At 74.0% G+C, this 13,095-nt stretch carries 15 protein-coding genes; 7 read left to right on the top strand and 8 right to left on the bottom strand.

Annotation, left to right across the window (positions count from 1 at the left end):
* Positions 1 to 53: 53 nt before the first annotated feature.
* Both PV410_RS08005 and PV410_RS08000 read left to right on the top strand, forming a co-directional pair.
* Complete coding sequence (locus PV410_RS08005) at positions 54 to 1,292, top strand: DUF4032 domain-containing protein (protein ID WP_500323234.1); 1,239 nt, start codon at positions 54 to 56, stop codon at positions 1,290 to 1,292.
* Positions 1,293 to 1,386: 94 nt separating this feature from the next.
* Positions 1,387 to 2,175 (top strand): class I SAM-dependent methyltransferase, encoded by a 789-nt coding sequence (locus PV410_RS08000; RefSeq protein WP_500323232.1) that lies wholly within the window; start codon positions 1,387 to 1,389, stop codon positions 2,173 to 2,175.
* Positions 2,176 to 2,202: 27 nt separating this feature from the next.
* Here PV410_RS08000 and PV410_RS07995 read toward each other — a convergent pair whose 3' ends face one another.
* Positions 2,203 to 2,961 carry a class I SAM-dependent methyltransferase gene (locus PV410_RS07995; protein WP_500323231.1) on the bottom strand — a complete coding sequence of 253 codons (759 nt, stop codon included), beginning with the start codon at positions 2,959 to 2,961 and terminating at the stop codon, positions 2,203 to 2,205.
* A gap of 94 nt (positions 2,962 to 3,055) precedes the next feature.
* Here PV410_RS07995 and PV410_RS07990 point away from each other — a divergent pair, with 94 nt between their 5' ends.
* The 3 genes from PV410_RS07990 (at position 3,056) to PV410_RS07980 (ending at position 4,891) form a co-directional block, all read left to right on the top strand.
* Positions 3,056 to 3,520 (top strand): SAM-dependent methyltransferase, encoded by a 465-nt coding sequence (locus tag PV410_RS07990; RefSeq protein ID WP_500323230.1) that lies wholly within the window; start codon positions 3,056 to 3,058, stop codon positions 3,518 to 3,520.
* A gap of 171 nt (positions 3,521 to 3,691) precedes the next feature.
* Positions 3,692 to 3,991 carry a hypothetical protein gene (locus PV410_RS07985; protein WP_500323419.1) on the top strand — a complete coding sequence of 100 codons (300 nt, stop codon included), beginning with the start codon at positions 3,692 to 3,694 and terminating at the stop codon, positions 3,989 to 3,991.
* A 15-nt stretch (positions 3,992 to 4,006) separates the two neighbouring features.
* Positions 4,007 to 4,891, top strand: coding sequence for a peptidoglycan recognition protein family protein (locus PV410_RS07980; RefSeq protein ID WP_500323228.1), 885 nt, complete (start codon positions 4,007 to 4,009; stop codon positions 4,889 to 4,891).
* 13 nt (positions 4,892 to 4,904) lie between these two features.
* Here the strand turns inward: PV410_RS07980 and PV410_RS07975 are convergent, their stop codons facing one another.
* Together PV410_RS07975 and PV410_RS07970 are read right to left on the bottom strand one after the other, a co-directional pair.
* On the bottom strand, positions 4,905 to 5,981 hold the full coding sequence (locus tag PV410_RS07975) for a PP2C family protein-serine/threonine phosphatase (protein WP_500323227.1): 1,077 nt from the start codon (positions 5,979 to 5,981) through the stop codon (positions 4,905 to 4,907).
* A gap of 38 nt (positions 5,982 to 6,019) precedes the next feature.
* Complete coding sequence (locus tag PV410_RS07970) at positions 6,020 to 7,039, bottom strand: isopenicillin N synthase family dioxygenase (RefSeq protein WP_500323226.1); 1,020 nt, start codon at positions 7,037 to 7,039, stop codon at positions 6,020 to 6,022.
* Between the two features lie 349 nt (positions 7,040 to 7,388).
* Between PV410_RS07970 and PV410_RS07965 the strand changes: the two genes are divergently transcribed.
* Positions 7,389 to 8,762: a tannase/feruloyl esterase family alpha/beta hydrolase gene (locus PV410_RS07965; protein WP_500323225.1), complete on the top strand. Its 1,374-nt coding sequence runs from the start codon at positions 7,389 to 7,391 to the stop codon at positions 8,760 to 8,762.
* 2 nt (positions 8,763 to 8,764) lie between these two features.
* Here the strand turns inward: PV410_RS07965 and PV410_RS07960 are convergent, their stop codons facing one another.
* Complete coding sequence (locus tag PV410_RS07960) at positions 8,765 to 9,307, bottom strand: MOSC domain-containing protein (protein ID WP_500323223.1); 543 nt, start codon at positions 9,305 to 9,307, stop codon at positions 8,765 to 8,767.
* A 97-nt stretch (positions 9,308 to 9,404) separates the two neighbouring features.
* Between PV410_RS07960 and PV410_RS07955 the strand changes: the two genes are divergently transcribed.
* The gene (locus tag PV410_RS07955; RefSeq protein WP_500323221.1) at positions 9,405 to 9,905 is read left to right on the top strand and encodes a VOC family protein; all 501 of its coding nucleotides are present in this window, start codon (positions 9,405 to 9,407) and stop codon (positions 9,903 to 9,905) included.
* Between the two features lie 24 nt (positions 9,906 to 9,929).
* Here the strand turns inward: PV410_RS07955 and PV410_RS07950 are convergent, their stop codons facing one another.
* The 4 genes from PV410_RS07950 to PV410_RS07935 all read right to left on the bottom strand — a co-directional run bounded on the left by PV410_RS07950 (position 9,930) and on the right by PV410_RS07935 (position 13,026).
* Complete coding sequence (locus PV410_RS07950) at positions 9,930 to 10,112, bottom strand: tail-anchor membrane protein (RefSeq protein ID WP_500323219.1); 183 nt, start codon at positions 10,110 to 10,112, stop codon at positions 9,930 to 9,932.
* A 120-nt stretch (positions 10,113 to 10,232) separates the two neighbouring features.
* Complete coding sequence (locus PV410_RS07945) at positions 10,233 to 10,403, bottom strand: hypothetical protein (protein ID WP_499515428.1); 171 nt, start codon at positions 10,401 to 10,403, stop codon at positions 10,233 to 10,235.
* 81 nt (positions 10,404 to 10,484) lie between these two features.
* Positions 10,485 to 10,874 (bottom strand): hypothetical protein, encoded by a 390-nt coding sequence (locus PV410_RS07940; protein ID WP_500323217.1) that lies wholly within the window; start codon positions 10,872 to 10,874, stop codon positions 10,485 to 10,487.
* Positions 10,875 to 11,691: 817 nt separating this feature from the next.
* Positions 11,692 to 13,026: an MFS transporter gene (locus PV410_RS07935; protein WP_500323216.1), complete on the bottom strand. Its 1,335-nt coding sequence runs from the start codon at positions 13,024 to 13,026 to the stop codon at positions 11,692 to 11,694.
* Positions 13,027 to 13,095 lie beyond the last annotated feature (69 nt).

The following is a 13,095-nucleotide window of genomic DNA, read 5'->3' as shown; positions in this document are numbered from 1 at the left end:
ATGCGCCGCCCCGGTGTCCCGCGCGATCACCCCGTTGCCGCAGACTGGGCGCCATGGACCTGCAGATCACCGCGACCTCCCCGGACCATCCCGCGACCCTCCTCGACCTGCCGTGGAACGTGCCGCTGGAGGAGTGGCCGGAGGAGTACCTGGTGGCGCTGCCGCGCGGCATCTCGCGGCACGTCGTCCGGTTCGCCCTGGCCGGCGACGAGGTGGTGGCGGTCAAGGAGGTCGGCGAGTGGGCGGCCGTCCGCGAGTACGGGCTGCTGCGCGACCTGGACCGCATGGGCATACCCGCGGTCGACGCCCTCGCCGTCGTCACCGGCCGCACCGACGACCGCGGCGAACCGCTGGAGCCGGTGCTGATCACCCGCCACCTGGGCGGCTCGCAGCCGTACCGCTCGATGTTCGAGACGACGATGCGCCCGGGCACGGTCAACCGGCTGCTGGACGCACTCGCCGTGCTGCTGGTCCGGCTGCACCTGGCGGGCTTCGCCTGGGGCGACTGCTCGCTGTCGAACACCCTCTTCCGGCGTGACGCGGGCGCCTACGCCGCCTACCTGGTGGACGCCGAGACCGGGCAGATCCAGCCCAGCCTCTCGCGCGGCCAGCGGGAGTACGACATCGAGGTGGCCCGGGTGAACATCGCCGGCGAGCTGCTGGACCTGGAGGCGGGCGGCTCGCTGCACCCGTCCGTGGACCCGGTCACCTTCGGGCAGGCCATCGCCGACCGCTACGACGAGCTGTGGCACGAGCTCACCCGCGAGTCGGTGTACCCGGTGGCCAAGCGGCACTACATCGACCGGCGCATCCGGCGGCTGAACGACCTCGGCTTCGACGTCGCGGAGATGCAGATCCAGCGGTCGCCCGACGGTGACGACGTCACGTTCCTGCCCAAGGTCGTGGACGCCGGCCACCACCAGCGGCAGCTGCTCCGCCTCACCGGCCTGGACGCCGAGGAGAACCAGGCCCGCAGCCTCCTCAACGACCTCGAGACGTGGATGGCCGGCCAGGAGGACTACGCCCCCGGCGACCCGCTGGGCGCCCGCCCCGAAGTGCTGGCCCACCGCTGGGTCCGCGACGTCTTCCGGCCGACGGTCCGCGCCGTGCCGCGCGAGCTGCGGGGCTCCCTGGACACCGCGCAGATCTACCACGAGCTGCTCGAGCACCGCTGGTTGATGTCCGAGCGGGCGCAGCGTGACGTGGGTCTCGACGCGGCGGTCGAGGACTACGTCCAGAACGTGCTCCTCCCGTCGCCGCAGGGTCCCGCCGTTCCGCTGCCGCCCGACTAGGCCTGGTCGTCGAAGCAGCTCCCCCACCCCCCGGCCGAAGGCTGCGGGAGGGACTGTGACGACACGGCCTGGCGCCGGGCCCTAGTCTCGACGGGTGACCGACCCGACTTCGCTGAGGGGCGTCTTCGACGAGGACGCCGAGCTGTATGACCGGGTCCGCCCGGGGTATCCCGGCGTGCTCTTCGACGATCTGGCCGCGGTGGCGGGGCTCGGCCCCGGCGCGCGCGTGCTGGAGATCGGCTGCGGGACCGGACAGGCCACCGTGCCGCTCGCGGAGCGCGGCTTCCGCGTCACGGCCGTCGAGCTGGGCCCGTCGATGGCGGCGGTCGCCCGGCGCAGGCTGGCCGGGTTCCCGGGCGTCGAGGTGGTCGTCTCCGCCTTCGAGGACTGGCCACTCCCGGAGGAGCCGTTCGACGCGGTCGTCTCGGCCACGGCGTTCCACTGGATCGACCCCGCCGTGGCGGTCGTCAAGTGCGCCGACGCGCTGCGGCCCGGCGGGGTGCTGGCCGTCATCGCCACCCATCACGTGGACGGCGGCACCCGGGCCTTCTTCGCGGACGTGCAGGAGTGCTACGAGCGCTTCGACCCGGCGACGCCCCCGGGGCTGCGGCCGCGCGCGGCGGCCCTGGTCCCCACCGACAGCGAGGAGACGGACCGCTCCGGGCGCTTCGGGCCGGCCGTCTTCCACCGCTACGAGCGCGAACTGCCGTACACCACGGCCGAGTACCTCGACCTGCTGCTCAGCTACTCCAACCACCGCGCCCTTCCCGCGGCGCGGCGGGAGGGCCTGCTCGCCTGCATCCGGGCGCTGGCCGACGGCCGCTACGGCGGCCGCGTCGTCAAGCGGTACCTGACGGAACTGCGCATCACGTGGCGACTGTGACGGTGACGGACCCGGCGGGCACGCCGATCACGCCCGTGTGCCCCCGGGGCCGCGCGTCGCGGAGATCGTCAGGCGGACGTAGTCCACGACGGGCTCCGGCAGGCGCGCGGCCACGGCGCGGACGAAGGCCTCGTGCTCCGCGCCGGGGAGGCGTTCCAGCTGTCCGCCGAGGACGACGACGGCCAGGTACGCGAGCAGTTGCGCGCCCGGTTCGAGACGGGCGGGGTCGGGGACGAGGGCGACCTGGACGTCGGTGAAACCGGCGTCCCGCAGGCGGCGTTCGGTCTCCTCGACGCCCGCGAAGTTCCAGACGGCGGGCTGCGGGCCGAGGACGTCGTCGACGGCGGCCGAAACGCCGGCGATGTTGCCGAGTCCGCCGCATTCGGCGACGAGGCGTCCGCCGGGGCGCAGGACGCGTGCGACCCGGCGGAAGAGCGCGGCGTGGTCGGGGATCCAGTGGAAGGTGGCGACGCTGGTGACGGCGTCCACCGTGCCGGTGACGGGGAGCGGGCCGGTGATGTCGGCGTGCACGACCTCGACGCGGTCCAGGCGTCCGGCGAGGCGCCGTCGGAGCTGCTCCAGCATGCGTAGCGAGCCGTCGAGGGCGACGACGCGGCCGTGCGGGAGCAGGTCGAGCAGCGCCTCCGTGTCGCGTCCGGTGCCGCAGCCGAGGTCGAGCGCCCGCTCGTCGCCGCGCGGCGCGAGGCGGTCCAGGGTCCCGCGGCCCCACTGCACGTGGGGCAGCGGCAGGCTGTCGTACGTGGTGGCGTCCCATTCCCGCGTCATGACCTCCACGCTAGCCAGCGGAGTCCACCAAGTGATACCCATGTCTCACATAGTGACCAGCTAGAAACGCGTCGGCGGAAGCGGAGGAGCGCACATGACGGCGATCGAGGTACGGCCGGTGGGATGGGTGACCGGCGGCCGCGTGCCGGTCGAGGACGACGACTGGGCCGGCGTCGAGGCGGTGATCCGGCTGGACGGAGAGCAGTTCGGCCCGGAGGCGCTGTACGGCCTGGACACCTTCTCCCACCTGGAGGTCGTCTTCCACTTCGACCGGGTCCCCGAGGAGCGGGTGGAGACCGGCGCACGCCATCCGCGCGGGAACACCGGGTGGCCACTGATCGGCATCTTCGCCCAGCGCGGCAAGAACCGGCCCAACCGCCTGGGTGTGTCGCGTTGCAAGATCTTGCGCGTCGACGGGCTGGATGTCCACGTCGCGGGGCTGGACGCCGTGGACGGGACGCCGGTGCTCGACCTCAAGCCGTGGATGGCCGAGTTCGGACCGCTGGACACCGCGTTCCAGCCCGCCTGGGCCACCGAGCTGATGCGCGACTACTACTGAGCCCCCCACTGCGGGACCTCTTTACCGCCCTGTCATGTCCCAGTAACCTCATGAAGATTTTTGCAGCAACTTGCAGGGAACTCACGGCTGTTCCTTTCGTGGCGCGCGCGAGGGCCTGCCTCACCCGCACCGGCCGCCGCCCCCGGCGGCCCTCGCCCGAGGAGCCCCCGCATGGGCACGTACAAGGACGCGGTGACCGGCGCGGTGAGGACCGTGAGCGGCGGGAGCCTGTCGGTCGACGCGCCCGGCAAGGGCAACCTGCGCGTGTACGTCCTCGACCTGGGCGGGGCCAACGCCGCACCGGGCAAGGTCGGCTCGGACGGGCCGTACCTGAGTAGCACACCGTACCCGCGCACCGTACCCGCGCCGCGGGAGGTACCCGCGGCAGCGGGCCGGCCGAGGTGGGGAGGGCATCCGGGTGAGGTCCCCGGGCCGCCCGGCGTGTCCTCTCCACGCGATCCGGTCATATGAGCTGATGTTCATTTCATGGGTTCACACCGTGCGGCCAAGCACGCGCGCCGCCGCGCGGCCGGACGTCCGCGGCGTGCGGCACGTGTCTGGGCGACCGCCGCGGGGACGGCCGGTGTCGTCGCCGTGGCCGCCCTCGGGGTGCACAGCGCGATCATCCACACCGACCCTCCCTCGGTCCACGCCCGCCCCGCGCCGAGCCCGCAGCTCATGCCCTTCCCCGACCTGGCCGCCCGGGCCAGGCTGCAACGCGTCCCGCTCTACCCGGCCCACGAGCCCGCCATCGTCCCGCGCAAGAGCTGGGGGGCCGACGAGTCGCTGCGCACCGAGCCCCCGCACTACAGCACCACGGTCAAGGCGGTGTTCCTGCACCACACCGACAGCGGCAACGACTACAAGTGCGCGGACGTACCCCGGATCATCCGCGACATCTACTCCGGCCACATCCAGAGCCGCCACTGGGACGACGTCGCCTACAACTTCTTCGTCGACAAGTGCGGCACGATCTACGAGGGGCGCGCCGGCGGCTCCGACCGCCCCGTCACGGGGGCCCACTCGATCGGCTTCAACAAGGACACCATGGGCATCGCCGCGATCGGCACCTACGACGCCAAGGGCAGCGTGCCGCAGGCGATGACCGAGGCGATCGCCCGGATCGCCGCCTGGAAGCTCGGGCTGTCCGACATCGATCCCCGGGGCGAGGTCACCCTGGTGTCCAGCAGCAGCAAGAGCCGCTTCAAGAAGGGCAAGCAGGCGGTCTTCCACGTCATCGCGGGCCACCGCGACGCCTACATGACCGACTGTCCCGGCAAGGAGCTGTACGCCAAGCTCCCGGAGATCCGCACCGAGGCCGCCCGGCTGCAGGGCCGCCCCCCGCTGCGCGCCGCGAAGAGCAAGGGCTGACGCTCCGCCCGCGTCAGCGGGGCGCCAGCGCCAGCAGGGCGACGTCGTCGCCCACCGCGCCCGCGTACCGGTGCAGGTCCTCCCAGACCGCGTCGACGACCGCCTCCGGGGAGAGGCCGGCGCCCTCCGCCAGCCGGGCGGCGAGGCGTTCGGCGAGCGGGTAGAAGGTGCCCGAGGCGTCGCGCGCCTCGGTGACGCCGTCGGTGTACGCGAGGATCACGTCCCCCGGCTGCAGGGTCACCACCGACGGCAGGGCCGGTGCCTGTCCTGGCGGTCCGGCCCCGAGCGGGGGACCGGGATCGCACTCCAGCTCCCGCACCTCGCGGCCGCGCAGCAGCAGTGCGGGCGGATGCCCCTGACAGACCAGCCGTACCCATGACCCGTCGTCGGGGAACTCCAGCAGCAGGACGGTGGCGAACAACTCGCTGTTCCCGGCGGCGTCCAGGGAGAGCCGCCGTTCCAGGCGCCCCGCCACACCGCGCAGCTCCCGCTGGTCGAGCACGGCCTCGCGGAAGGCGCCGAGCAGCCCCGCGACCGTGCCGACCGCGGCGAGGCCGTGCCCTTGGACGTCGGCGACCAGCGCCCGTACACCGTAGGGCCCGGTCCGCACGTCGTACAGGTCGCCGCCCACCAGGGTGCCGCGCTGCGCGGCCCGGTACAGGGCGGCGCAGCGCACCTCCCCCACGGTGCCGGGCACCGGGGCGAGGACGGCGAGCTGCGCCGCCTCGGCCACCGACCGGGCCAGCACCAGGCGGCCCCGGAACCGCTGCTGCACCGCGGCGATGACCACGCTGAGGGCGCCGATGAGGACGACGGCACCCAGTTCGGCGCCGACGATCGTCCCCGAGCCCACCACGGGGAGCTCCATGACGACCACGACGGCCGCGGCCAGGACCGCGGTGCCCGCCACCCCGTAGGTGAGTGCGGCGAGCGGGGCCACCGCCGCGTAGTAGGCGCCGAGCTCGACGTCGCCGGGGGTGACCCCCTGGGCCAGGATCAGCACGCCGAGCAGGGCGACCGGGAGCACGCGCAGCCAGCGTGGCGGTGCGCCGATCCGCAGTGTGCCGTCCTCGGCCGGAGCCGTGTCCATGCAGGCACGGTAACCGCGGGCGGCGCGGGCCGCGCGTCTCAGCCGGTGGGCACGGCCGCCGCCGCGACGAGCTCCGGATGGTGCTTGCGGGCGACCTCGGGGTGGGCGCGGAGCCAGCCCTTGAGCTCGTTGCGGCCGTACTCGGAGAAGAGCGGGTTGGCCGGGTCCCGGGTGGCGCCGGGCGCGCGGTGGGCGTGCTCGAACGGCAGCGGGGCCACGCGCGCGTCGAGGCGGGGGTTGTAGAAGAAGGGCACGGAGTAGCGCTCGCGGGCGCCGGCCGGGCTGACCACGCGGTGATTGGTGGCCTTGAGGTAGCCGTCGGTGGCGACCTCGAGCAGCTCGCCCAGGTTGACGACGAAGGCGCCGGGCAGCGGCGGCACGTCGTGGAAGCGGCCGTCGGAGCGTTCCACCTGCAGGCCGCCGACCTCGTCCTGGAGCAGCAGGGTGAGGAAGCCGTAGTCCTTGTGCGCGCCGACGCCCTGGTCGCCGCCGGTGGGGGCGGTGCCGGGGTAGCGCACCAGCTTCAGGTGCAGGTGCGGCTCGTCGGCGAAGGCCTCGTCGTAGAAGTCCTCGGGGGCGCCGATGGCGGCGAGCAGTTCGTGCAGCAGCCGGTGGGCGACGCGGCTGAGCCGGTCGATCCAGGCCAGGGAGAGTTCGCGGAGCTCGGGCAGGTCGGCGGGCCACTGGTTGGGGCCCTCCAGCCACCAGTACGGGGGCTCGCCGGCGGCCGGGACGTGCTGCGGGCGCTCGGCGCCGATGTCGAGCTGGTCGCGCCAGTCCTGGCTGCCGCCGGTGCGCTCGTCGCCGGTGCGGGTGTAGCCGCGGAAGTGCGGGGAGTTCAGGTTGCCGATGGCGAGCCGGTCGGCCTCGGGCAGGGCGAAGAACGCGCGGATCGCCCGCATCAGGGAGGCGGTCTCCTCGGCGGTCACGCCGTGGCCGGTGAGCTGGAAGAAGCCGACCTCGTGGGCGGCGGAGTGCAGTTCGCGGTGGAGCCGGGCGCGCGCCTGGGGGCCGCGGTCCGCGGCGGAGAGGTCGATCACGGGAAGCTGGAGCGTCATGGTGTGGTGTCCGCAGGGTGAGGACCCGGCACGCCGGCGATGACCGGGCGCTGCGCGACGGGCCCTGGTGGGGCGGCGTCGCGGGGCCGAGTGGGAGGAAAGGGGCGGGGTGGGGTCAGCCGCTGCGGCGACAGGACATGCTCGTGACGCGGACGAAGTCCACATGACGGCGGCGCACGAGCAAGAGCATGGGCCAAGGGTACTGCGCAGCGTCGTCCCGGGCGGTGACGCATGTCACGCGGCCCCATGAGCCGGGCGGTACGGGCGTGGGACGACCCCATGGTCGCGCCGGGTGCGGGCGGCCACGATGTGGCGGCAGCCATCCCCGACGTGCAAATGGAGGCTCCCCATGCGCCCCTGGAGAGGCGTCCCCCTACTCGCCGCCGCCGTGCTCGCGCTCGGCGCCGCCGCGGTCCCCGCCGGTGCGGAGGCGGCCGCGGGTACGGCAGGGCACTGCGCCCGGCTGGCCCGGGTCACCGTGCCCGGCGCCGAGCACCAGCAGAAGGCCTGCCTGCCCGACATGACGACCACCGCGCTGGCGGGCACCGCGTACACCGACACCGCCGACCAGGCGGGCCTGGCGGCGGCCGGCACCACCCGCCCGTCCGGCGTGCCGGGCGTACAGGTCGACGGCTACTTCGCCGACACCTCGGGCTTCAACACCACGCACGGCTGGCAGCACGACGCCCAGTTCGTGCTGCGGCTGCCGGACCGCTGGAACGGCGGCCTGATCGTCACCGGCGCGCCCGGCACCCGCAAGCAGTACTCGCTCGACGTCCTGATCTCCGACTGGGCGATCGCCCAGGGCTACGCCTTCGCCTCCACCGACAAGGGCAACAGCGGGCCGGACTTCTACACCGACGGCCGCCGCCCGGGTGACGCGATGGCCGAGTGGAACCGGCGCACGACCCAGCTCACGGTGGCCGCGAAGGCGGCGGTGGCCTCCCGCTACGGCCGCGCGCCGCACCGTACGTACATGACCGGCATCTCCAACGGTGGCTACCTCACCCGCTGGCAGCTGGAGCACCACCCGGCGCTCTACGACGGCGGCGTGGACTGGGAGGGCACGCTCTGGACGGCGGACGGCCCCAACCTGCTGACCTCGCTCCCGGTCACGGTGGCCCGCGCCCAGGGCCGGGCCACCGATGCAGACCTGCTGGCGGCCGGGTTCACGCCCGGCTCGCAGTTCCTGTGGGCCTACCACCAGCAGGCCTACTGGGGCCTGACCCAGAAGGTGTACCGCGCCGAGTTCGACCCCTCCTACGACCCCGCCTGCCCGGGCGCGAGCGCGGGTGCGACCGTGCCGGAGATCCTGGCGCCCTGCGCCTCGGACGCCGACTACGACTACGCGGCGCGCCCGGCCGCCGTGCACCGGGCCGTCGGCCGGGTGTCGCTCACCGGGCGCATCGGCAAGCCGATGATCACCCTGCACGGCACCCTGGACACGCTGCTGCCGATCGCGACCGACTCGGACGTCTACGCGCGCATGATCGACTCCGCGGGCCGGGGCGCGCTGCACCGCTACTACACGATCGAGGGCGGCAACCACGTCGACGGCCTGTACGACACGTATCCGGACCGGCTGCGCCCGATCCTGCCCTGCTACCGGGCCGCGTTCGACGCGCTGACGTCGTGGGTGGAGCGGGGCAGGACACCGCCCGCGGACCGCACGGTGCCCCGGCCGGCGAGCGGGGACGTGGTCAACTCCTGCGCGCTGTCCTGAGGTCAGACCCGCTCGAGCGGACGGTGCGGCCCCTCGGGGAGCTCGACGGAGATCGGGTCGCCGGGCCGCACCTCTCCGCCGTGCAGCACCACGCCCATGATCCCGCCCTTGCGGACGACGGCGCCGTGCTCGTCCCGGCCGACGACCTGCTTGAGCAGGCCCTGCCGGAAGCCGTCGATCTGCAGGCAGGGGTTGCGCAGACCGGTCACCTCGACGACGGCCTCCGCGCCGAGCCGCAGCCGCGTCCCGACGGGAAGGCCCAGCAGGTCGAGGCCACGCGTGGTGACGTTCTCGCCGAGCTCGCCCGGGGCGACCTCGAAGCCGGCCGTGAGCAGCTCGTCGTGGAGCTCGCCGTGGATGAGGTGGACCTGGCGCAGATTGGGCTGCGTCGGGTCCTGGGCCACCCGCGACCGGTGCTGCACCGTCACCCCGAGGTGGGCGTCGCCCTCCACGCCGAGCCCGGTCAGCAGCCGGATCCTGTCATGGGTGGGCTTGCTGAAGTGGTGTCCCTCGTCGCGGCTGACGGCGGTGACGGTCGCGGTCATGTTCACCCTGCTCCCCCTCGGTCGGTCGGTCGATCGCGCGATCATTCTAACGAAGGCATTCATTGAACTTTCAATGATGGCCGCGTAACCTGGGGCCATGCCTGTTCGCCGTCTGAACCACGCCGTGCTCTACATCCGTGACGTCACGCGGTCCGTCGAGTTCTACACCGCCGTCTTCGGCTTCGAGGTCGACGTGGAGATCCCCGGCCGCGCCGCCTTCCTCAGCGCCGAGGACACGCTCAACGACCACGACCTCGGGCTCTTCGCCATCGGCCCGGACGCGCCCGGCCCCGAGCAGGGCCGCGTCGGGCTGTACCACCTGGCCTGGGAGGTCGGCACGCTCCGCGAACTGGCCGACACCGCGCGACTGCTCACCGAGCGGGGCGCCCTGGTCGGCTCCAGCGACCACCTCGTGTCGAAGTCGCTGTACGCCAAGGACCCCGACGGGAACGAGTTCGAGGTCATGTGGCGCGTCCCCCGTGAGGACTGGCCCACGCAGCAGGAACCCAGCGGCCCGCGCCCGCTCGACCTGGAGGCCGCGCTGGACCGCTGGGGCCCCGACCTCAGGACCGGCGCCGCCGCGGGCTCCGTCACCTGAGCCGCGACCGCGCCCCGCACACCGTCACCTGCCGATCTGGCGCCTGCCGCCCCGGCGCAGCCTGCGCCGCTGGGAGGGGTCCAGGGTGAGGTAGGCGGCCACGGGGACGCCCACGATGACCAGCAGGGCCAGCCACGTCGGCAGGACCCACAGCAGGATCAGGCCGACAGCCACGCCGCCGACGGCGACCTTCGCGCGATTGGACATCTTCCCGCCTCCGTCTGCGGCGCGTGCCGCACTCACTGGGGTAAACGCGGCATCACGCGCCGCGGTTCCCCCGTACGGCGCGCCCCGCCCGGCACCGGGCAGGGCGCGACCGCCGGGGCGTCACTCGTGGTGGCGTTCGGTCAGTTCCCTCGGTTCCTGCGGGGCCGCGTCCGGCGCCGTCGTCCGCTCGGGGGCGGTCTCCGGCCGGTCGGCGGCGACCGGCCGCTCGCGGTCGCGGACCGCCTCGGCGCGCACGATCGCGCCCAGGGCTGCGTAGATGTCCACGGGCATGGTGGGGCTCCTCCTGCGGTTGTCGTCCTGCTGACGGGCATGGCTGCGGGCCGCCGCGCGGGCGGCGACGGCCGGGCGCCGTCAGCAGCGCAGGACGAGGTGCAGGTGGTCGGGTCTGCCCGCGGGGGCGACGTGCCGGGCGGGACCGCGGAGCGCGGCGCCCACCGGATCCGGGGGGCAGGTGTCGTGGACGATGTCGGCGGCGTGCCCCTGGACGGTCCCGGCACGCTGCTGGGGGCCCGCCTGCGGGACGGTGCGCCGCCCGACGCTCGCCGGGGGGTGGTGCATCTGCTTGCCGGGTTCGTCCGTGGCGGCGGCGACGGCCGCCGTCCGCTCCGGCGGCTGCAGTGCCGCGGCCCCCGGCGCGCACAACGCGTGGAGCAGGCACACCAGTGCCGCGAAAAGCCCGACCGCGGCCCCTGCGGGCCCTGCGGGGGGCCGACGGGGAGGTCCCGCTGCGGCATGCGGCATGCGCTGCTCCTCCGGATGCGTACCCCCCACTCTTAACCGGGCGGGCACCCGGACCCCGTGGCGCACTACGCTGATCGACGCACGCGTTCACCCGGCGGGCGCAATCCGCGCTCCGCGCGGCCCGGTTGTTGTGTGCGGGTGCGTTGCGCCTGCGGGCGGCTGCGCCGGGCTGCCCGGTGGTTGTGTGCGGCTCGTTCGCGCCTGCGGCGGGCGTCCACCCGCCCGCCCTCCCGATTGCCCGGCGCGGTCAGTGACCGCCTCGCTGCGTACGTGTGGGGTCGGTGCCGCGCCGGGGTACGCCCCCAGCCTTCGGCCGGGGGGACCCCCACCTCCGCGCTCGCGGCGCTGCCCTACGTAATTGGGCGCCGCGTGCCCCGCTCGTCGCCTGCGGGGGCACCCCGCCACACCCCCTCCTCCCGTTGTGGGGGCGACTAACGGCCGGTGGTGGGTTAGGAGGCGGTCCGGGGTTGCCGAAGGTGCCTTACTCGCCGCCACCGGCCGTCATGCGCCCCCACAACGGGAGGGGGTGTGGCGGGGTGCGCCCGTGGGGGTCTCCCCGACCGAAGGCTGGGGGAGGGAGGGAGGGCGGGCGGTGGGGAAACCCCCAACCGCAACCACGCACCGCGCGTACGGGGCGACACGGGGCACCCCGGACGACTTGGCGGCGTATCAAACCGGTACGATCAGGCCCGGCGCGCCGCCCGGAACCTCGCGGACGTGCCCCCGCCCCCCGTGTGCCCGACCGGGACGGGGCGGCGGCCGGGTCGCCGCCGGAATCCGCCACAGCGGGCCCCGGGGCGCTCGGCACCCCAACGGCTCAGGCACCCCGGTAGCGGGTGAAGGCGGGGAACGCCGCCGCCAGGCCGAGCATGACGACCACGACGAGCACACCGCCCGCGGTGACCGCGGTACGCGTCCCGAACGCGGAGCCGCCCGTGCCGTGCAGGAGGTCGGCCACCCGGGGACCGCCCGCGACGACGACCGTGAACACGCCTTGCATGCGGCCGCGCATGTCGTCCGTCGCGACCGACTGCAGGATCGCGCTGCGGAACACCATCGAGACCATGTCGGCGAATCCGGCCAGCGCCAGGAAGGCCGCCGCCCACCACAGGCTGCTGCTCAGTCCGAGTCCCGCGATCGCGGCGCCCCAGCCGCAGACGGCGATCACGACCATCAGACCGTGCCGCTTGGAACGGGAGAAGGTGCCCGAGAACAACCCGCCGGCGACCGCGCCGATGGGGATGGCGGCGAACAGCAGGCCGAGCGCGAAGCCCTCGCCCCAGGGGGCGTAGGTGGTGTCGGCGAGCTGGGGGAACAGGGCGCGCGGCATGCCGAAGACCATGGCGACGATGTCGGCGAGGAAGGACATCAGCAGGATGCGCTGGGCCGTGATGTAGCGGAAGCCGGCGCCGACCTCGCGCCAGCCGCCGCGCCGGGCGACGGGGGCGCCGTTGGCCTCCAGCGGCGGGAGCGCGGGCAGCCGCCACACCGCCCACACGGTCGCGGTGAGGGCGATCGCGTCGATCAGGTAGAGGTCGGGCAGGCCGATGACGGGGATGAGCACACCCGCGAGCAGCGGGCCGACGACCAGCCCGGTCTGCATGACCGTGGAGCCGAGCGCCATGGCCGCGGGCAGTTCCGCCGGCGGGACCAGGCGGGCGATGGCGGCGCTGCGGGCGGGGGCGTTCATGCCGGCCGCCGCCTGCTGCGCGGCGAGCAGCACCATGAGCAGCCAGACGGAGTGGGCGCCCGCGAAGGCCTGCACCCAGAACAGCAGGGAGGTGACGGCGATGCCGATGTTGGTGTACAGCATCAGCTTGCGGCGGTCCACGCTGTCGGCGACGGCCCCGCCCCACAGGGCGAAGACCACCAGCGGGACCAGCCCGGCGATGCTCGCGTAGCCGACCCACGCGGACGAGCCGGTGATGTCGTAGATCTGCTTGGGCACGGCGACCGCGGTGAGTTGGCTGCCCACGGCGGTCACGGTGGTGGAGCTCCACAGGCGGCGGTAGGCGGGGTGGCGCAGGGGGCGGGTGTCCATGAGCCAGCGACGCCAGCGGGTGCGGCTGCCGGGTATGCCGGGCTCCGCGCCGCGGTCCGCGGTGGGATCGTCCGCCGGGGCGTCGTCGGCGGTCTTCTTGGTGCTGTCCACGGGTGCTGTTGCTTCCTTGTACAACTATCGCTGACCCGCTGACACTACCCGCCCGCCCTCGTCATGCGT

This window comes from Streptomyces sp. PA03-5A, assembly GCF_033792725.1.
Lineage (GTDB): Bacteria > Actinomycetota > Actinomycetes > Streptomycetales > Streptomycetaceae > Actinacidiphila.
This window is presented reverse-complemented; position numbering and strand designations above follow the sequence as displayed.

Excerpts from the sequence above, each read along its gene's own strand:
- PV410_RS07940 (WP_500323217.1), bottom strand. The coding sequence starts at position 10,874 with ATGCCGCATGCCGCAGCGGGACCTCCCCGTCGGCCCCCCGCAGGGCCC.
- PV410_RS07985 (WP_500323419.1), top strand. The coding sequence starts at position 3,692 with ATGGGCACGTACAAGGACGCGGTGACCGGCGCGGTGAGGACCGTGAGC.
- PV410_RS08005 (WP_500323234.1), top strand. The coding sequence starts at position 54 with ATGGACCTGCAGATCACCGCGACCTCCCCGGACCATCCCGCGACCCTC.
- PV410_RS07980 (WP_500323228.1), top strand. The coding sequence starts at position 4,007 with ATGGGTTCACACCGTGCGGCCAAGCACGCGCGCCGCCGCGCGGCCGGA.
- PV410_RS07950 (WP_500323219.1), bottom strand. The coding sequence starts at position 10,112 with ATGTCCAATCGCGCGAAGGTCGCCGTCGGCGGCGTGGCTGTCGGCCTG.
- PV410_RS07990 (WP_500323230.1), top strand. The coding sequence starts at position 3,056 with ATGACGGCGATCGAGGTACGGCCGGTGGGATGGGTGACCGGCGGCCGC.
- PV410_RS07945 (WP_499515428.1), bottom strand. The coding sequence starts at position 10,403 with ATGCCCGTGGACATCTACGCAGCCCTGGGCGCGATCGTGCGCGCCGAG.
- PV410_RS07970 (WP_500323226.1), bottom strand. The coding sequence starts at position 7,039 with ATGACGCTCCAGCTTCCCGTGATCGACCTCTCCGCCGCGGACCGCGGC.
- PV410_RS07965 (WP_500323225.1), top strand. The coding sequence starts at position 7,389 with ATGCGCCCCTGGAGAGGCGTCCCCCTACTCGCCGCCGCCGTGCTCGCG.
- PV410_RS07975 (WP_500323227.1), bottom strand. The coding sequence starts at position 5,981 with ATGGACACGGCTCCGGCCGAGGACGGCACACTGCGGATCGGCGCACCG.
- PV410_RS07955 (WP_500323221.1), top strand. The coding sequence starts at position 9,405 with ATGCCTGTTCGCCGTCTGAACCACGCCGTGCTCTACATCCGTGACGTC.
- PV410_RS07995 (WP_500323231.1), bottom strand. The coding sequence starts at position 2,961 with ATGACGCGGGAATGGGACGCCACCACGTACGACAGCCTGCCGCTGCCC.
- PV410_RS07960 (WP_500323223.1), bottom strand. The coding sequence starts at position 9,307 with ATGACCGCGACCGTCACCGCCGTCAGCCGCGACGAGGGACACCACTTC.